This window comes from Kribbella lupini (assembly GCF_039529595.1).
GTDB classification, from domain to species: domain Bacteria; phylum Actinomycetota; class Actinomycetes; order Propionibacteriales; family Kribbellaceae; genus Kribbella; species Kribbella lupini.
This window is the reverse complement of record NZ_BAAANC010000002.1, coordinates 798113-816274: the sequence shown is the minus strand read 5'-3', so window position 1 is coordinate 816274 and position 18162 is coordinate 798113. Positions and strand designations below refer to the sequence as shown.

Below are 18162 nucleotides of genomic sequence, written 5' to 3'. Positions count from 1 at the left end.
ACGTGCTGAAGCGGCGTACGGTACTGCAGGGCGCTCTCGCGGGCGCCCTGCTTGCTGGTTGTTCGACCGAGAAGCCCAGCGGACCGGCCCGGACGAAGGACAACCCGTTCGGTGTCGTCGGGGATCGGCCTTTGGAAGTGGTCGTCTCCGAGGAGTACGGCGGCTTCGGCGCGCCGCAGTACCGGAGCAAGTACGAGCAGGCGGTCGTCACCGTCACACCGACGAAGCAGCTGCGGGACCTGCTGCAGTCGCGGTTCGCCGCGGGCAGCCCGCCGGACGTCGTACTGAACAGTGGTGACAAGGCTCTGAGCGTCAGCCGTCTGGTCGCCGACGGGCACCTGACCGACCTCGGGCCGCTGCTGACCGCGCCCTCGTGGGAGAACAAGGACGAGGCGGTCAAGGACGTCGTACTGCCCGGCCTGCTCGACTCCGGCCGGTACGACGGGACGCTGCGGTCGCTGAACTACCTGGTCGACGTCTACGGGCTCTGGTACTCCGCCCGGCTCTTCCAGCAGCGTGTCTGGGACGTGCCGCGGACCTGGCCCGAGCTGCTCGCGCTCGGCGCCGAGATGAGGGCCGCGGGGCTCGGGCCCTTCACGTACGCCGGGGTGCACCCGTACTACGTGTTCGAGGCGGTGATGACGCTCGCGGTGAAGACCGGCGGGCACGACGTCGCCAAGCGGATCGACAACCTCGAGGACGGCGCCTGGAAGGACCCGAGCGTCACCCGGGCCATTACCGCGTTCGGCGAGCTGTCCAAGCGCGGGCTGATCGCGACCGGGAGCGCCGAGTTCGACCACACCGGCTCGCAGACCCGGCTGCTGCAGTCGAAGGCCGGCCTGCTGCCGTGCGGGAACTGGCTGGAGAACGAGATGAAGCCGGTCATCCCGGCGGGCTTCGGGCTGACCATGTTCGCGCTGCCGTCGCTGGACGGGTCGCCGGCGCTGCCGCGCGGCGTGCACGTCACGCCCGGGTCGCCGCTGCTCGTCCCGGCGAAGGGGCCGAACGAGCCGGGCGGGGTCGAGTACCTGCGGGCGATGCTGTCGCGCGAGGTCGCCGGGCAGGTGACCAAGGAGACCAACCGGTTGACCGTCGTACGGGGTGCTGCGGACGGTCAGGAGATCAGTACGGCGCTGCGCTCGGCGCGCGACCTGCTGACGGCGGCGGGGGACCAGGCGATCAGCTGGTACTTCGCCGACTGGTACCCGACGCTGGGCAAGGCCGCGGGGCAGCTCACGGGCCAATACCTGGCCGGCGCCTTCCGGGTCGACGAGTGGACCGCCCGGATCCAGGCCGTCGCGGACCAGGTCAAGCAGGACGATTCGGTCACCAAGTACCACCGGGACTGAGCCATCTCGTAAGGTAAGGGCAACCTAAGTAAGCCTGCCCTTCCTGTGAGGTCCTCCATGCGCTCCCTGCTGCGACCGCTCGCGTTGCTGGCCGTCGTCCCGTTCGTCCTGTCCTCGTGCGGCTCCGGAACCGACGAGCCCGCGGCCGAGAGCGGTGGGGCTGCCTCCTCGGAGGCCGGCGCGTTCCCGGTCTCGATCAAGAACAAGTTCGGCACCGCCGAGCTCAAGGCGGCGCCGAAGCGGGTGGTTTCGGTCGGCCTGATCGAGCAGGACGCGCTGCTCGCGCTGGACGTCGCGCCGGTCGGCACCACCGAGTGGTTCGGCGAGAAGCCCGGCGCGCTGTTCCCGTGGGCCAAGGACAAGCTTGGCGACCGGCCGCTGCCGACGGTGCTGAGCGACAAGGACGGCATCCAGTTCGAGAAGATCGCGGCGCTGCAGCCGGACCTGATCATCGGGCTGTACTCGGGCATCACCGCCGACGACTACAAGAAACTGACCGCGATCGCCCCGACGGTCGCGCAGCCGCCGGGCCTGCCGGACTACGGTATCGCCTGGCAGGACGCGGCCCGTACGGTCGGCCAGGCCGTCGGCAAGCCGAAGCAGGCCGATGAGCTGGTGAAGAGCATCGAGGCGCGCTTCGCGACCGTCCGGTCCGAGCACCCCGAGTTCCAGGGCAAGCCGGCGCTGATGGCGACGCCGTACGAGGGGTACTTCATCTACGGCAGCCAGGATCCGCGCTCGCGCCTGCTGACCGACCTGGGCTTCACGCTGCCCAGCGGTCTGGACGGCCTGATCGGCGACAAGTTCGGCGCCAACATCAGCAAGGAGCGGATCGGGCTGCTCGACCAGCAGGCGCTGGTCTGGTTCCCGACCAAGGGCGGCACGGCGAAGCTGCAGGCCGACCCGCTGTACAAGAACCTCCCGGTCCGCACGCAGGGCCGCGACGTGTTCGTCGAGGAGAACTACGACGACCCGCTGTACGGCGCCACCAGCTTCGTCTCGGTGCTCAGCCTGCCGATCGTGCTCGACCAGCTCGTCCCCAAGCTGAAGGCAGCCGTCGACGGCAACCCGGCCACCACGGCCTAGAGACGAACAGATAGAGGTTGCTGAACGGGCTAGACCCAGACCACGTCGTCAAGGAAGTCTTCGACAGCGGTAGCCACCTGACCTAGCACCTCGGCGGACGCGGCGAGCCGGCCGGGGACGTACATCCCGTGGTCGGCTTCCGGGACCTCCAGCACGTACGGCGTCAGCTGCCGCGCCACGTCGCCGTCCCACAGTGGATCGTTGGTCCCGCCCACCAGCAGGAACGGCGAGCGGGATCGCTCCAGCGCCTCCACGACCTGCCTGTACTTCAGTAACGGCGTCAGCCACACTGCCGGATGCCCCCGCTCAGCCGCCAGGGCCGCGGCGTGCGTGCCGAGCGACTTCCCGATGAACAGCAGCCCCGACCCCGCCACTCCCAACGGCAGCCGCGGCGACACCTGGCCGATCACCCACGCCTCGAGCTCCGCCTCGGACAACTTCAGCGCGGCCTCGCGATTGGTCCACTCCACGTGCTCCACAGCAGCCTCGCGCCGCTCCGCCGCGTCCGCCGCGAACATCAGCAACGGAGCATGCGGCCCGTACTGCCCACCCGGCACCACCAAAGCCCGACGAGTTCCCATGCCGAAGACCCTACGACCACACCGCGGCCCACCTCCCGCTCCAGGCCCCTGGCCAACTTTTCTTCCCGGCCGCCGCGGCCTCAGCCCCCGGCAACCCTCCCGGCCGCAGCACCGCCGACCTCCAGCCTCCTCATAACTTCCTTCTTATGAGCAACCCGACACAGTCCCGGCTACGGATCAGACCCGGGGCGGTGTCAGAATCGGGGTATGTCAGCAGCCGTCCTCGACCTCGCTCCTGCCCCCGCGCACCCCACCAGCGCTCCCGTCGCCCCGGCGTCGGGGCGGTAGGCGCCGGATGGCGACGATCGGTGTCGCGATTCCGATCGAAGAACCCTTCGGCTCGGAGCTGCAGAAGTACCGGGCCGACTTCGGCGACCCGATGGCCTCCTCGATCCCGACCCACGTGACGCTGCTGCCGCCGACCGAGGTCCCCGACGAGGACCTCCCGCGGATCGACGAGCACCTCCTCGAGCTGGCCGCGAGGTTCCCGAGCTTCCGGATCCGCCTGCGCGGCACCGCGACGTTCCGCCCGATCTCACCGGTGGTGTTCGTCACGCTGGCCGAGGGGATCTCGTCGTGCGAGGTCCTGCAGTCGCAGGTCCGCTCCGGCCCGCTCGCGGTCGACCTGCGGTTCCCGTACCACCCGCACGTCACGGTCGCCCACGACCTCGACAAGGAGTCGCTGGACCGCGCGTACGACACGCTCGCGGACTACGACTGCGCCTTCGACGTCTCCGCGTTCAGCCGGTACGAGCACGGCGCCGACGGCGTCTGGCGGCCGCAGCGCGCCTTCCCGCTCAAGGGCTGACCCACCTGCCAGGCTGTACGGCGTACAGGCGGGCAGGACGGGTACAGGAGAGCAATGGGCGTCAAGGAACGGGGCAAGGCGGTCTGGGCGCGGTTCAGCCGCACGCAGCTGTGGCGGGCCTGGAAGCGGTACGGCGACCGGCGCGGCAACCGGTTGGCCGGGGCAACGAGCTTCTTCGGCTTCCTGTCGATGTTCCCGCTGATCGTGCTGTCCGCGGCCGTCGTCGGCGCGCTGCTCCCGAAGAGCGCGATCGACGTGATGAAGAAGGCCCTGGCCAAGAACCTGCCGGGCATCGGCGACCAGATCGACATCGACTCGCTGATCGCCAACGCGGGCACCATCGGGCTGATCTCCGGCGTCTCCCTGCTGCTCACCGGCCTCGGCTGGATCGACTCGTTGCGCGCCTCGATCCGGTCGATGCACGAGCTGGACGACCAGCCGGGCAACGCGGTCAAGCTGAAGGTGACCGACCTCGGCGCGCTGGTCGGCCTCGGCCTGATCGGCATCCTCGCCACGCTCGCCTCGTCGGTGCTGTCCGGGTTGTCGAAGAAGATCGTCGGGTGGGTCGACCTCGACGGCACCTGGCTGGCGGACTGGGGTCTCGGCCTGATCAGCGTGGTGGTCGGCGTCGCGGCCGGCGCCGTCCTGTTCCTGTACCTGCAGACCGCGATGCCGCGGATCATCCTGCCCCGCAAGGTCGCGCTGATCGCGGCGGTTGCCGGCGGCATCGTCTTCTTCGCCGCCCAGAAGCTCGGCAACGCCTACGTCAAGCACGTGATCGGCAGCAACGCGGCGTACGGCGCTCTGGCGCTGCCGCTCGCGCTGCTGGTCTGGATCTACCTGATGACGCGCGTCATCATGCTGATCGCCGCCTGGACCAAGGAAGCGACCCTCGACCACCGCTGGCACACCGGCGAGGCCGAGGAAGCCGCCCGCGCCGCGATGCCGTTCGAGACCGAGCAGGTGGTCCCGCGGCGGCGGACGAACGGTTCCACCAACCCCGAACCGGACGAGAACGGCCTGCTCCCGGGCCCACCCGGCAAGAAGTTCAAGGTCGTCCCGATCCCGGCGCGCAAGGCCGACACCGTCGCCGTGGCCGCCGGAGCCGTACTCGGCGCCACCGCCACCGCCATCACCGTCCAGCTGGCCAGAGCAGCCCGCTCACTCAAGCGTTAGTGTCTTCTGGCTCTGGTCTTCTTGCTGTGGACCCGTAGGGCCCTCGGCCTGCGCAGGAAGACAGCCAGCAGCAGGAACAGCGGCGCGGCGTACGCCCAGGACGGGATTCTCAGCGCCAGCGACTGCACGGCGAGCGCCGGCATCAGGACGGTGTGCGTGCGCTTCGGCAGCGGCGTACCGGCGGCGGACTTCTTCGACACGTTCGGGCCGGTCTTGGTCACGGGCTTGACCAGCGTCCCGACCGGGCTCAGCGCGTCGTAGTGGCTGAAGGACCAGTCGAGCAGCTTCGTGGCGTCCTCGGTGATGCCGTGCGGCGAGTTCATCAGCGTGACGACCAGCGTGTGCCCGTCCCGCCGGGCGGCGCCGATGAACGTGTTGCGGGCCAGCGTCGTGTAGCCGGTCTTGACGCCCAGCGCGCCGTCGTAGTTGAACAGCAGCTTGTTCTGGTTCGCGACCTGGTACGTCCCGGCCTTGGCCAGCGGGAAGTTCGTGTACTTCGTCGACGCGTACTTCGCGAAGTCCGGCCGCCCGAGCCCCGCCTGCGCGAACAGCGCCAGGTCGTACGCCGAGGAGACCTGCCCGTCCGCGTCCAGCCCGGTCGGATCCGTCACGTGCGTGTCGAGCGCACCGATCTCCTCGGCCTTCTTGTTCATCCGGTCGATGGTCGCCGCGATCCCGCCCTGGTCGTGCTGGGCCAGCGCGTGCACGGCGTCGTTCCCGGACGCGAGGAACATCCCCTGGAACAGCAGGTCCACCGAGTACCGCAGGCCCGGGTACACCCCGACCTTGCTGCCCTCGATCCCCGCATCGGCGTCCGACCCGACCACCACGTCGGCCTTGTTCAGCCGCGGCAGCAGCACCAGCGCCGTCAGCGTCTTGAGCGTGCTGGCCGGCCGCAGCTTCGCGTGCGGCGCCTTCGCGGCCAGCACGGTCCCCGTGTCGAGGTCCGCGACGACGAACGACCCGGCCTGTACCGCCGGCGGCGTCGCTCCCGCGGCCACGACCGTCGCCTCCGAGGTCAGCTGGACGCCACCGACCGGGCTCCGCGAGCCCTGGGCGGCGGCGGTCGCTGTGAGCGGGCCGGCCACCAGCATCACGGTGGTCGCGCACGCCGTCAGGAGCACACGCATCGGCCGCACTCTAGACAACCTCCAGCCCAAAAACCACGCACACCCCCTGCCAAGGCCGCACCCTGCCAGGCGAGGGAGCGGCCTCGACGGTTGGCATATCAAGGGCCGTACGCGCTCTGAGATCTAGTACTTGAGCGTTCCACCAACCCGGTAGTCACCCGCGCCGGCGTGCGGCTGCAGGAGCACGAAGAAGCACGTCCCCTTCGCCACCCCGGTCGCCAGCACGTGCCGGGACGCGTTCTTGGTGAAGGTCTGGACGTCGCCCAGATCCCCACCGCCCTCGCACTCCTCGACCAGCACATCGGTGGCCTTGGGCAGCGTCTTCAGCGTCAGCTCGATCTTGCCGCCCTTGGCGACGTACGTCCCACCCGTGCTCCACGTCGTGCCGGACACGAGATGACCGTACGGCTGGGTGACCCCCGCCGGGGCCGCCTGAGCAGCGACGGGCGCAGCCGCCAGCGTGCCGACGACCAGGACGGACACAAGAACCGCGGACTTCCTCAAGGCACTTCTCCTTCGCTCGATGGTGTGTCGCCCGTCCTGACGCGACGGCACCGGCAAAGGGTTGTACGCCGTGGAACCCGCGGCCGGTCCCCGCCAAGGTTGAGGGACCGGCCACGGAGCAGATGCCGGGACTCAGGCCCGGTACGCCGTCCACATGTTGCTGATCCGGGTGCTCTGACCCGGCGTGAACTGGTTGTAGCAGGAGTCGTAGGAGTAGTCCATGTAGTTGTGGATCGGGTCCAGCCCGGACAGCGAGCAGGAGTCCCGGCCGGTCGGGCAGCCGCTGCTGGCGCTGCCCTGGGCGGGCGTGTCGGAGACCGAGTCGTTCGTCGACGTACAGCCGCCCTGGAAGGTGTGGTAGAGCCCGAACCAGTGGCCCGCCTCGTGGGTCGCGGTCTTGCCGAGGTTGAAGTTCGTCGACGAGCCGCCGGGCAGCGAGCTGTACTGCACCCGGATGCCGTCGATCGACGGGTTGCTGGCGTAGTCCCACGGGAAGGTCGCGATGCCGAGGTAGCTGAAGTTGACCAGCCAGATGTTGAGCGCGTTCTTGCCGCCCTTGCGGGTCTGCGCCCGGTACGTCGTGCTCTGGCCGTCGCGGTGCCAGGTGCTGTTGTTGTACCGGTAGGTCCCGGCCAGCGTGAACGTGAACCCGGTGTTCGCCGCCGCGCTGGACTCGCCACCGGCGAAGTCCTGGTTCAGCTCCGCGATCTGCTGGTTGATCTGCGTCGCGGTGACGTCACCGGCGCCGCTGCTGCTGCGCATGACGTGGATGTAGACCGGCACGTTCGCCGAGGCCAGCGTGCCGGCTGCCGGCGCGAGTCCGCGAGCCCGCTTGGCCTTGAGCAGCTCGGCGGTCCTGGCCTCGACGGACTTCTGCTCGGCCGCGCTCAGCTCCCGGTGGTCGGCCTCCTGACCACCACGCGCCGACGTGGACTCGCCCGGGCTGTAGCACGGGTTCCCGGTCGCGTCGGCCGGCAACTTCGCCTGGGCCTGACCACCGAGCGGACTGAACGCGAGCGCCGTACCGACCAGCAGTACGGCGAACGCGCGGGGACGGGTGACGAAAGATCGCATGACGCGCTCCTCCAGATCGGGCCACTTGGGCGGTGCGGCCGAATCCCCCGATTTTCAGCACGGTTCCGCCGATCCCCAAGACCCACCAGTGCCACGGCAGTACTGCGCCGGACCGGACGAAGCCACTCACTCGTCCCGAACCGCCGGCCCCACGACGTTGGTCCTGAAAGAGGAAGCGCAGTCCCGCGCGAGCACCTGCTGACTTGCGCGGCCGGATGACTCGCCGCGCCGATACCATCGCCGGCATGGGCTACTCCTTCATGGGCCGCCGCGTCATCGTCTGGTCCGCCGTGATCGGCGTCGTCTTCGCCGTCATCGGCCTCGTCCTGCGACCGAGCAACATCGACTTCGCGGTCGGCGCGTTCCTGCTCGCCCTCGGAGCCTTCTCCCTGGCCGGCTACGGCCTCCTCGAAGGCCTCGCCGACCGCCTCCCGAACCGCTCGAAGCGCTAGCGGCCGTTCTCGCTAGGACAGCTCCGACTCCGCCTGCTGGATGGCGGCGAACTCCTCCTCGGGGGCCGAGGCGACGAGGTGGTGGCGGCTGTAGAACCAGAAGTAGGCGATGGCGGCGAGGAAGATGGCCGCGGTGATCGCTGCCGCCAGTTTGTCGACGAAGAAGGTGGCGATCACCGCGATGACGGCCAGGACGAGGGCGATGCCGGTGGTGACGGTGCCGCCGGGGGTGCGGTACGGGCGGGCGAGGTCGGGTTCGCGGACGCGCAGGACGATGTGGGACAGCGTCATCAGCACGTACGACACCGTGGCGCCGAAGACCGCGATGTTGATCAGGAGGGCGCCGTCCTGGGTGATGGCGGCGAGCAGGAAGCCGATGGCGCCGGGGACGAGCAGGGCCAGGTACGGCGTCTTGCGCTTGCCGGTGACCGACAGGAAGCGCGGCAGGTAGCCGGCGCGGGAGAGCGCGAAGAGTTGCCGCGAGTACGCGTAGACGATCGAGAAGAAGCTCGCGACGAGGCCCGCAAGGCCGACGTAGTTGACGAAGTCGGCGACCCAGGGATCACCGCCCAACGCCGTACGAAGGGCCAGCGGCAACGGGTTGTCCGACTCGGCGACGACAGCTGATCCCGCGCCGCCGGCGGTGAAGACGAGCATCAGCGCGGCGAAGACGAGCAGGACGCCCATCGCGGTGATGATCCCGCGCGGCATGTCGCGGACCGGGTCGCGGGCTTCCTCCGCGGCCAGCGGCACACCCTCCACGGCCAGGAAGAACCAGATCCCGTAGACCAGCGCGGCCAGCACCCCGGCGTACCCGAACGGGATGAACTCGCTCGCCCCCGCGGCATCGTTCGGCACGATGTCGAACAGCTTGTCGGCGTCGAACTGCGGGATCATCGCGACCACGAACACCACCAGCGCCACCACGGCGATCGCGGTGATCGCCATCGTGAGCCGCAGCGCCTCGCCCACGCCGTACAGGTGGATGCCGATGAAGATCACGTAGCAGCCCAGGTAGACAGGCCAGCTCGACGTCAGCCCGAACAGGCCGAGCGCCTCGATGTACCCGCCGATGAAGGTGGCGATCGCGGCCGGCGCGATCGCGTACTCGATCAGGATCGCGGTCCCGGTGGCGAAACCGCCCAACGGCCCGAGGGCCCGCCGCGCGAAGCCGTACCCGGCGCCGGCCACGGGGATCGCCGACGCGAGCTCGGCCAGCCCGAACACCATGCAGGTGTACATCGTGGCCATCAGCACGGTCGCGATCAGCAGCCCGCCCCAGCCGCCCTCGGCCAGACCGAAGTTCCAGCCGGCGAAGTCGCCGGAGATGACGTAGGCGACCCCCAGCCCGGCCAGCAGCACCCAGCCGGCCGCGCCTCGGCGCAGCTGGCGTTGCTCGAGGTACTCCTTGCCCACCTGCTGGTAGTCGACGCGCGAGGTCTTCCGGCTCATCGTGGCTCCAATGGTCTACGGGCATACCACTAGGAATGGCCACGAGGTTCCTCGCGCCGCGGGCCGGTGTCAAGGGAACGGACACATTGACATCGCGCCGGGCAGTTGCGTCAATGGACTGACCGCAGACCAATAGAACCCGGGAGTGACCGTGGCCTCAACCACCGGCAAGCTGACCGTGCAGCAACTGCGGGACCTGGTGGGCAAGGGAGAGATCGACACCGTCCTGGTCGCGATCACCGACATGCAGGGCCGGCTGCAGGGCAAACGCTGCGGCGCGCGCTACTTCCTCGAGGAGGTGGTGCAGCACGGCACCGAGGGCTGCAACTACCTGCTCGCCGTCGACGTCGACATGAACACCGTCGACGGCTACGAGATGTCCTCGTGGGAACGCGGGTACGGCGACCTGCTGATGGCCCCCGACCTCGACACGCTCCGGCTGCTGCCCTGGCTCGACGGCACCGCGCTGGTCATCTGCGACGTGCAGTGGCTCGACGGTCGACCGATGCCGGCGAGCCCGCGGCAGATCCTCCGGGCGCAGCTCGACCGGCTCGCCGAGCGCGGCCTCACGGCGTACGTCGGCACCGAGCTCGAGTTCATCGTGTTCAACGACACCTTCGAGCAGGCCTGGTCCAAGGGGTACCAGGACCTCGATCCGGCGAACCAGTACAACGTCGACTACTCGCTGCTCGGCACCGCGCGGATCGAGCCGCTGCTGCGCGACATCCGCAACTCGATGGAGGGCGCCGGCCTGTACGTCGAGTCGGCCAAGGGCGAGTGCAACCTCGGCCAGCAGGAGATCGCCTTCCGGTACGACGAAGCGCTGAAGACCTGCGACAACCACTCGATCTACAAGACCGGCGCGAAGGAGATCGCGGTCAAGCACGGCAAGAGCCTGACCTTCATGGCCAAGTACGACGAACGCGAAGGCAACTCCTGCCACATCCACCTGAGCTTCCGCGGCGCCGACGGCGACCCGGTCCTGGCGGGGGACCGCGAGCACGGGTTCAGCGTGCTGATGGAACAGTTCATCGCCGGCCAGCTCGCCTGTCTGCCCGAGCTGACCTACCTGCTCGCGCCGAACATCAACTCGTACAAGCGTTTCCAGGCCGGCAGCTTCGCGCCCACAGCGGTCGCGTGGGGTCTTGACAACCGCACGTGCGCGCTCCGCGTCGTCGGCCACGGCCAGTCGCTGCGCGTCGAGAACCGCTTGCCTGGCGGCGATGTGAACCCGTACCTGGCCGTCGCCGCGCTGATCGCGTCCGGCCTGCACGGCATCGAGAACGAGCTGGAGCTCGAGCCGCTGCTCGCCGGAAACGCCTACACCAGCGACAAACCGCACGTCCCGACGACGCTGCGCGAGGCGTCGGCGCTGTTCGGCGGTTCGAAGATCGCGCGCCAGGCGTTCGGCGACGAGATGGTCGACCACTACCTCAACGCGGCCAGGGTGGAGCTGGACGCGTACGACGCCGCCGTCACCGACTGGGAGCGGGTCCGTGGTTTCGAACGGCTCTGAGAGGCCACGGATCGGCATCACCACCTATCTCGAGCCGACGATCTGGGGAGTGTGGGAGCGTGACGCCGCGCTCCTGCCGCGGGTCTATCTCGATTCGGTGGTCGCGGCTGGCGGTACACCGATCCTCCTCCCGCCCGTCGGCACCGACCCGTCGATCCTCGACCTCTTCGACGGGCTCGTGATCGCCGGCGGCTGCGACGTCGACCCCACCTCGTACGGCGCTGTGCCGCACTCGGAGACCGTCGACACCAGACCGGGCCGCGACGAGCACGAAAAGGTGCTCATCCAGGCTGCCCTGGACAAAGACCTTCCGCTGCTCGCGATCTGCCGCGGCCTGCAAATGCTGAACGTCACCCTAGGTGGCACGCTGCAGCAGCACCTGCCCGAAGCGGTCGGCCACGACGAGCACCGCCCGTCGCCCGCGATCTTCGGCCGCACCGACGTCAAGATCGAACCGGATACGCTGACCAGCACCCTGTTCGGCGACCGGACGACCGTGCACTGCTACCACCACCAGGCCCTCGACGTCGTCGCCGACCGCCTGCGGGTGACGGCCCGCGCCGGAGACGGCACGGTCGAGGCGGCCGAGGTGACGGGCAAGGAATTCGCGCTCGGCGTGCAGTGGCACCCCGAGGAGAACCCCGACGACCTGCGGCTGTTCACCGCCCTGGTCGCCGAAGCATCGAGGAGAAGAACCCCGTGACGTACGACGTGATCAACCCGGCCACCGAGAAGGTGGTCCGCACGGTCGAGCTCGCCTCGGTCGAGCAGACCGATGCGGCCATCGCTCGCGCCGCCGAGGCGTTCACCACCTGGCGCGCGGTCGCCCCCGCGGACCGCGGGCGGCTGCTGCGCCGGTTCGCCGACGCGGTCGACGCCGACCTGGAGAACCTGGCCGCGCTCGAGGTGGAGAACGCCGGCCACACGATCGGCAACGCCCGCTGGGAAGCGGGCAACGTCCGCGACGTCCTGCACTACTACGCGGCCGCGCCCGAGCGCCTGTTCGGCCGGCAGATTCCCGTTGCTGGAGGCATCGATCTGACCGTGGCCGAACCGCTCGGCGTGGTCGGCGTGATCGTGCCGTGGAACTTCCCGATGCCCATTGCCGGCTGGGGCTTCGCACCGGCCCTCGCGGCCGGCAACACCGTCGTACTGAAGCCCGCCGAGCTGACCCCGCTGACCGCGATCCGCATCGGCGAGCTGGCGCTGGAGGCGGGGATTCCGCCGGGCGTGCTGGAGATCGTGCCGGGCGCGGGCACGGTCGTCGGGCAGCGGTTCGTCACCCATCCGGCGGTGCGCAAGGTCGTGTTCACGGGTTCGACCGGCGTCGGCAAGCAGGTGATGGCGGGCTGCGCCGACCAGGTGAAGCGGGTGACGCTGGAGCTCGGCGGCAAGTCCGCGAACGTGGTCTTCGCCGATGCGGATCTGGAGAAGGCCGCGGCGCAGGCGCCGTACGGCGTGTTCGACAACGCCGGGCAGGACTGCTGCGCGCGCTCGCGGATCCTGGTCGAGCGCTCGGTGCACGACCGGTTCCTGGAGCTGCTCGAGCCGGCGGTGCAGGGCGTCCGCGTGGGCGATCCGAGCGACGCCACGACCGAGATGGGACCGCTGATCTCGGCCCAGCAGCGCGAGCGGGTGGCGTCGTACGTCGACGCCGGGTCGCTGGCCTTCCGCGGGAGCGCGCCGGACGGGCCGGGGTACTGGTTCCCGCCGACGGTGCTGACCGGGCTCGCCGAGGACTCGCCGGCGTTGACCGAGGAGATCTTCGGCCCGGTCGTCGTGGTGGTCCCGTTCGACGACGAGGCCGACGCGATCCGGCGCGCCAACGATTCGGCGTACGGGCTGTCCGGATCGATCTGGACCCGCGACGTCGGGCGCGCGCTGCGGGTCAGCCGTGGCATCGAGGCGGGGAACCTGTCGGTGAACTCGCACTCGTCGGTGCGCTACTCCACGCCGTTCGGCGGCTTCAAGCAGTCCGGGCTCGGCCGCGAGCTCGGTCCGGACGCGCTGGCCGCGTTCACCGAGACCAAGAACATCTTCATCAGCACGGAGGACTGAATGAGTGACGTGAAGGCACACCGCCTCGAAGGCCGGGTCGCCGTCGTGACCGGCGGCGCGAGCGGTATCGGCCTGGCGAGCGTACGGCGGCTCGCGGCCGAGGGCGCGAAGGTCGTGATCGGGGACCTCGATCCCGTCGCGGGCAAGACCGCGGCCGACGAGGTGGGCGGGCTGTTCGTGCCGACCGACGTCACCGACGCTTCCGCGGTGGACACCCTGTTCCAGCAGGCCTTCGACACCTTCGGGGCGGTCGACATCGCGTTCAACAACGCGGGGATCTCGCCGCCCGAGGACGCCTCGATCCTGGACACCGGGCTGGAGGCGTGGCGCAAGGTGCAGGAGGTCAACCTGACCTCGGTCTACCTGTGCTGCAAGGCGGCGATCCCGTACATGCAGCGCCAGGGCAAAGGCTCGATCATCAACACCGCGTCGTTCGTGGCCGTGATGGGCGCGGCGACGTCGCAGATCTCGTACTCGGCGTCCAAGGGCGGCGTCCTGGCGATGAGCCGCGAGCTGGGCGTCGAGTTCGCCCGGCAGGGGATCCGCGTCAACGCGCTCTGCCCGGGCCCGGTGAACACGCCGCTGCTGCAGGAACTGTTCGCCGCAGACCCCGAACGCGCCCAGCGCCGTCTCGTGCACGTCCCGATGGGCCGCTTCGGCGAACCCGAGGAGATCGCCGCCGCGGTCGCGTTCCTCGCCTCCGACGACTCGTCGTTCATCACGGCCAACACGTTCCTCGTCGACGGCGGCATCTCGGGCGCATACGTAACCCCGCTCTGAAGGCTGACTTTGAGCACCGGCCGGTCACGGCAACGCGCCGAGAACGGCTGGTCGGTGCACAAGGTCGGGGCAGTGGGGGATTTAGGGTGAGGGATCCGACGGGGGAGAGGTGGCGGTGTGGTCGAGGAGGCGCGCGCTGGGGAGGCGCTGTTCCGGCCGGTGCGGGCGGGCAACCCGTTCGAGGAGACCGTCGAGCGGCTGCTGCAGTCGATCAAGCTCGGCGTGGTCGGTCCGGGCGAGCGCCTGCCGTCCGAGCGTGACCTCGCGGCGCGGCTGAACGTCTCCCGCGTCACGCTGCGGGAGGCGATCCGCGCGCTCACCGAAGCCGGGTACGTCGAGTCGCGCCGCGGCCGGTACGGCGGAACGTTCGTCAACACCCGCCTGCCACGCCCGAAGCGGGTCGGCGCGAAGAAGCTGGCCAGAGAGCTCGGTGACGGCCTCGAAGACGCACTGGTCCTCCGCTCGGCCCTGGAAGTCGGTGCGGCCGAGGCGGCGGCCTCGCGCGCTCTCGGTGTCGAGGAGCGCGACCACCTCACCCGGTGCCTGGCCGACACCGCGACGGCCAAGTTGACCGACTATCGGCGGATGGACTCGCGGCTGCACCTCGCGATCGCCGAGGTGAGCGGCTCGCCGTCGCTGACCACCGCGGTCGCCGACGTCCGGATGCGGCTGAACGCCCTGCTCGACGCGATTCCGCTGCTCGAACGCAACATCGTGCACTCCGACGAGCAGCACCAGCGGATCGTCGACGCCATCCTGGCCGGCGACGCGCCCGGCGCGCGGACGTCGATGCAGGAGCACCTGGCCGGCACCGCGGCCCTGCTGCGGGCCTTCCTGAGCTGACCCGCCGGGCGCAAATGGGGGAAATCCGGCGTACTGCGGCGCGACACGCCGGAGCCGTTGGCACCAGTGGGCCAAACCAGGCGCGAACAGATGGGTAACGAAGTGGTGGCGTCCAGATATCCGTGTGTGACACTCGCCGTGTCCGGTAGCACTCGACTGTGATGTCCGCGAATGTAATCCTTCGGGGAGAATGTTGATCGATGACTGACGACGAGCTGGTCGGGCGCGCCGGACTGGTCGAGCGCGCGCGGACGCAGCTCGAGACCAGTGGCTCCGTGCTGCTCTACGGCCCGACCGGAATCGGCAAGTCCGCGCTGGGCCGCGCGCTCGTCGCCGACCGCGCCCGCTCCGGCTGGCGCGTGCTGAGTGCTGCCCCCTCCCAGAGCGAGGCCGGCCTGCCGTACGTCACGCTGCTGGACCTCCTGTCCAACCAGCTCGAGCTGGCCTGGCAGGTGCTGCCCGACCACCTGCGCCAGCCGCTGGAGGTCGCACTGCTCAAGGCCAGCGCGCCGGACACGGTCCGGGACGAGCTGGCCGTGCGCCTCGCCGTACTGCACGTACTGCGGCGCCTGGCGGCGTCCGGCCCGGTGCTGCTGGTCGTGGACGACATCCAGTGGGTCGATCCGTCCAGTCTCGAAGTGCTGACCTTCTGCGCCCGCCGGCTGACCGAGGGCGTGCACATGCTGGCCACCGAGCAGGTGGCCGACGGTGACCTTCCGGTGATGGCCGAGGCGTGCCCGGAGCCGGTGCTGCAGCTGGAGGTGCCGGCGCTGGCCGAGCCCGACGTACTGGCTCTCCTGCGCAACCGGCTCTCCAGTCCGCTTCCCGTACGGACCGCCCGGCGCATCTACACGGCCAGCGACGGCAACCCGTTCATGGCGCTCGAGCTGGGCCGTGCGGTACTGCGGCACCCGCAGGGCGTCTCGCCGAACGACCCGCTCCCGGTGTCGAGCCGGCTGAAGACGCTGCTCGGCGACCGCCTGGCCGACCTCAGCCCGGCGACGCACGAGCTGCTCCTGCACGCGTCCGCCTCCCCGCGCCCGACCACGTCCCAGCTGGCCGCTTCGCTGGGCCGCTCGGTCGACGCGGAGCTGGCCGAGGCGGAGGGGTTCGGGCTGATCGACGTCTCGTCGGAGCGGCTGAGGTTCAACCACCCGCTGCTGCGCGAGTTCGTGTACGCCGAGGCGACGTCGGCCGCGCGACGGCAGGCCCACGCCTGCCTGGCCGCGGTGGTCGAGGAGCCGGTCGAGAACGCCACTCACCGGGCCCTGGCGACCCAGGAGGCCGACGCGGGCCTCGCCGCCGCGCTGGAGGAGGCCGGGACGACCGCAGGCGCTCGTGGGGCGCTCGGCGCCGCTGCGACGCTCTGGCGCCTCGCCGCCGACAGGACCCCGGCCGACGCGCCGGACGACCGTGCCCGGCGATTGACCCGAGCCGCTGACGACGCTGCCGCCGCTGGGCACCTGGTGGAGTCGGCGGAGATGGCTCGGCTCGCCGTACAGGCCGCGACCGTTGCCGAGGTCAAGGTTCCGGCGCTGCTGCTGCTCGTCGACGCTGCCTGGCCGGAGCGCGAGCAACGGATCGACCTGCTCGCCGAGGCGTTCGAGGCTGCCGAGGGCAACGACCGGCTCGAGGCGCAGGTGCGGATCATGCGCAGCCACAGCGCGTACTTCGATCGCCGGCTGGACGACGCGCGCGAGGACGCCCGCGTCGCCGAGGAGCTGGCCCGTCGCTGCGGCGACACCGAGGCCCTGGTCGACGCGCTGAGCGCGGCGCACCCGGTCGAGGTCGCGGTCGGTGGCGGCCAGACGTCGGACCGGCTGCTCGGCCTGGCCGGCGAGCTGGCGATCGGGCTGCCGCTGACCAAGAGCGTGGTACACGCGCGGCAGATGGCAGCGATGCGGGAGCTGTTCCGCGGCAACAACGCGGCGGCGATCGAAGGCATCAGCACGCTCGTCGAGGAGGTCCGCGTCGGCGGCGCGGTGCGCTGGCTGGCCGGAATCCTGATCTCGGCGACCGCGATCTACGAGCGCAGCGGCCGTGGGGCCGACGCGCTGACGGCCGGGCACGAGTGCCTCCAGCTGATGCAGGACCTGGGCGACGAGCCCGAGGTCGGCATGGTGATCGCCGCCCGCGCCGAGTGGGCCGGCGGGACGGCGACGATGGCGCGCGAGATGGCCGAGGCGTCGCTCGAGGCGGTCCGCGTGATCGGCAACGACGAGTGGACCGGTCCGGCGCTGTCCGCGGTCGGGCTGGTCGGCGTACTGGTCGGTGATCCGCAGCGGGCGGTCGAGGCCTTCGACGCGATCGCGGAGTCGGGGGAGGCGGCGATGCCGTACGACCCGGCCGTGATCCCGTGGCACGCGGACTACGCCGAGGCGCTGGTCGCCTCCGGCCGGCTGGACGACGCGGCGGCGCTGATCGCGGAGATCCGCGAGCGGGCCGACACGCTCGACCGCGAGGTGGTCCGGGTCGGTCTCGCGCGGTCCGAGGCGTTGCTGATCGCCAAGCAGGGCGACCCGGCGGCGGCGCTGGACCTGCTGGAGAAGACGATCGCGACCGCGGGGGACCACGTGTACCCGCTCGACCTCGCGCGCTGCGAGCTGACCCGCGGGCGGGTCGCGCGGCAGGCGCGGCGGCGCTCGGTCGCCCGGACGGCGTTCCTGGACGCGATCGAGCAGTTCGAGCAGTACGGCGCGCCCGCCTGGCGGGAGGTCGCCGAGACGGAGCTCGCGCGGCTCGACGTACCGAGCCGCAGCCGGCAGCCGTCCGAGCTGACCGACAACGAGCTGCAGATCGTCGCGATGGTCCGCGACGGGTCCACCAACCGCGAGATCGCCGCCGCGCTGTACCTGAGCGTGAAGGCCGTCGAGTCGCAGCTCACCCGGCTGTACCGGCGCTTCGGCGTCGCCAACCGGACCCAGCTGCTGCGCACGGTCGACCGCGGCCCCGATGTCGCGCAAAGGTAATCCCTTGAGGTGACCCGCCAGTAGCTTGCTGTCCCTTGCTGTCCGTCCGGCCGTCGAGCAGGGTCGTTCTCACGTAGAGAGCTCGCCCCTCGCTTGGGGCGGCCGAGTGAGGCGCGGCCGCCCCCTACGTGCACACTGGCAGGGTGAAACTGGAACGCAAGCATGCCCTGGTGCTGATCGCGATCGCGGTCTGGAACGTCGTCACGTACGTGACCTTCATCAAGAACCTCGCCGCCACCGAGAACCGCCCGACCGGGTACTACGTCGCGCACACCGTGCTGATCGTGGTCAACCTGGGGATCGCCGGCCTGCTCGGCACGTGGGGCGTGAAGGCGTACAAGGCCTCGAAGGCGGAATCGCCGGCGAAGGTCGACGCGCGGTAGC

The 18162-nt window shown here is 70.3% G+C and carries 17 protein-coding genes; 12 read left to right on the top strand and 5 right to left on the bottom strand.

Annotated features, from left to right (window positions below):
* Positions 1–2 precede the first annotated feature (2 nt).
* Together ngcE and ABD235_RS17105 are read left to right on the top strand one after the other, a co-directional pair.
* Complete coding sequence (gene ngcE / locus ABD235_RS17110) at positions 3–1349, top strand: N-acetylglucosamine/diacetylchitobiose ABC transporter substrate-binding protein (protein WP_344175149.1); 1347 nt, start codon at positions 3–5, stop codon at positions 1347–1349.
* 57 nt (positions 1350–1406) lie between these two features.
* Positions 1407–2435 carry an iron-siderophore ABC transporter substrate-binding protein gene (locus ABD235_RS17105; protein WP_344175148.1) on the top strand — a complete coding sequence of 343 codons (1029 nt, stop codon included), beginning with the start codon at positions 1407–1409 and terminating at the stop codon, positions 2433–2435.
* 29 nt (positions 2436–2464) lie between these two features.
* On the opposite strand, the gene ABD235_RS17100 is transcribed toward ABD235_RS17105, so the two are convergent.
* A complete protein-coding gene (locus tag ABD235_RS17100; RefSeq protein ID WP_344175147.1) occupies positions 2465–3016 on the bottom strand; it encodes an alpha/beta hydrolase in 552 nt (183 codons plus the stop codon).
* A 295-nt stretch (positions 3017–3311) separates the two neighbouring features.
* Between ABD235_RS17100 and ABD235_RS17095 the strand changes: the two genes are divergently transcribed.
* Positions 3312–3824, top strand: a complete 513-nt coding sequence (locus tag ABD235_RS17095) for a 2'-5' RNA ligase family protein (RefSeq protein WP_344175145.1) — start codon at positions 3312–3314, stop codon at positions 3822–3824.
* Between the two features lie 54 nt (positions 3825–3878).
* Positions 3879–5000 carry a YihY/virulence factor BrkB family protein gene (locus tag ABD235_RS17090; RefSeq protein WP_344175143.1) on the top strand — a complete coding sequence of 374 codons (1122 nt, stop codon included), beginning with the start codon at positions 3879–3881 and terminating at the stop codon, positions 4998–5000.
* Here the strand turns inward: ABD235_RS17090 and ABD235_RS17085 are convergent.
* From ABD235_RS17085 to ABD235_RS17075, 3 genes are all read right to left on the bottom strand, one after another.
* Positions 4997–6130 carry a D-alanyl-D-alanine carboxypeptidase family protein gene (locus tag ABD235_RS17085; protein ID WP_344175141.1) on the bottom strand — a complete coding sequence of 378 codons (1134 nt, stop codon included), beginning with the start codon at positions 6128–6130 and terminating at the stop codon, positions 4997–4999. The genes ABD235_RS17090 and ABD235_RS17085 overlap by 4 nt on opposite strands.
* Before the next feature lie 123 nt (positions 6131–6253).
* Positions 6254–6634 (bottom strand): hypothetical protein, encoded by a 381-nt coding sequence (locus ABD235_RS17080; protein ID WP_344175139.1) that lies wholly within the window; start codon positions 6632–6634, stop codon positions 6254–6256.
* Between the two features lie 132 nt (positions 6635–6766).
* Positions 6767–7708, bottom strand: a complete 942-nt coding sequence (locus tag ABD235_RS17075; RefSeq protein WP_344175138.1) for a zinc metalloprotease — start codon at positions 7706–7708, stop codon at positions 6767–6769.
* Between the two features lie 245 nt (positions 7709–7953).
* Between ABD235_RS17075 and ABD235_RS17070 the strand changes: the two genes are divergently transcribed.
* Positions 7954–8160 carry a hypothetical protein gene (locus tag ABD235_RS17070; RefSeq protein ID WP_344175136.1) on the top strand — a complete coding sequence of 69 codons (207 nt, stop codon included), beginning with the start codon at positions 7954–7956 and terminating at the stop codon, positions 8158–8160.
* A 12-nt stretch (positions 8161–8172) separates the two neighbouring features.
* Here the strand turns inward: ABD235_RS17070 and eat are convergent, their stop codons facing one another.
* Positions 8173–9612, bottom strand: coding sequence for an ethanolamine permease (eat, locus tag ABD235_RS17065; RefSeq protein WP_344175135.1), 1440 nt, complete (start codon positions 9610–9612; stop codon positions 8173–8175).
* A gap of 151 nt (positions 9613–9763) precedes the next feature.
* Here eat and ABD235_RS17060 point away from each other — a divergent pair, with 151 nt between their 5' ends.
* From ABD235_RS17060 to ABD235_RS17030, 7 genes are all read left to right on the top strand, one after another.
* A complete protein-coding gene (locus ABD235_RS17060; protein WP_344175134.1) occupies positions 9764–11128 on the top strand; it encodes a glutamine synthetase family protein in 1365 nt (454 codons plus the stop codon).
* Complete coding sequence (locus ABD235_RS17055; protein ID WP_344175133.1) at positions 11109–11831, top strand: gamma-glutamyl-gamma-aminobutyrate hydrolase family protein; 723 nt, start codon at positions 11109–11111, stop codon at positions 11829–11831. The genes ABD235_RS17060 and ABD235_RS17055 overlap by 20 nt, the downstream gene beginning before the upstream one ends.
* Complete coding sequence (locus ABD235_RS17050) at positions 11828–13186, top strand: aldehyde dehydrogenase family protein (protein ID WP_344175132.1); 1359 nt, start codon at positions 11828–11830, stop codon at positions 13184–13186. Before ABD235_RS17055 ends, ABD235_RS17050 begins: the two co-directional genes overlap by 4 nt.
* Entirely contained in the window at positions 13187–13966 is a 780-nt protein-coding gene (locus ABD235_RS17045; protein ID WP_344175131.1) for a 3-oxoacyl-ACP reductase, read from the top strand. It begins immediately after the preceding gene.
* 117 nt (positions 13967–14083) lie between these two features.
* Positions 14084–14809: a FadR/GntR family transcriptional regulator gene (locus ABD235_RS17040; protein WP_344175130.1), complete on the top strand. Its 726-nt coding sequence runs from the start codon at positions 14084–14086 to the stop codon at positions 14807–14809.
* A gap of 200 nt (positions 14810–15009) precedes the next feature.
* On the top strand, positions 15010–17778 hold the full coding sequence (locus tag ABD235_RS17035; RefSeq protein WP_344175129.1) for a helix-turn-helix transcriptional regulator: 2769 nt from the start codon (positions 15010–15012) through the stop codon (positions 17776–17778).
* A 143-nt stretch (positions 17779–17921) separates the two neighbouring features.
* Complete coding sequence (locus tag ABD235_RS17030) at positions 17922–18161, top strand: SCO4848 family membrane protein (protein ID WP_344175128.1); 240 nt, start codon at positions 17922–17924, stop codon at positions 18159–18161.
* The last annotated feature ends 1 nt before the right edge of the window (position 18162 follow it).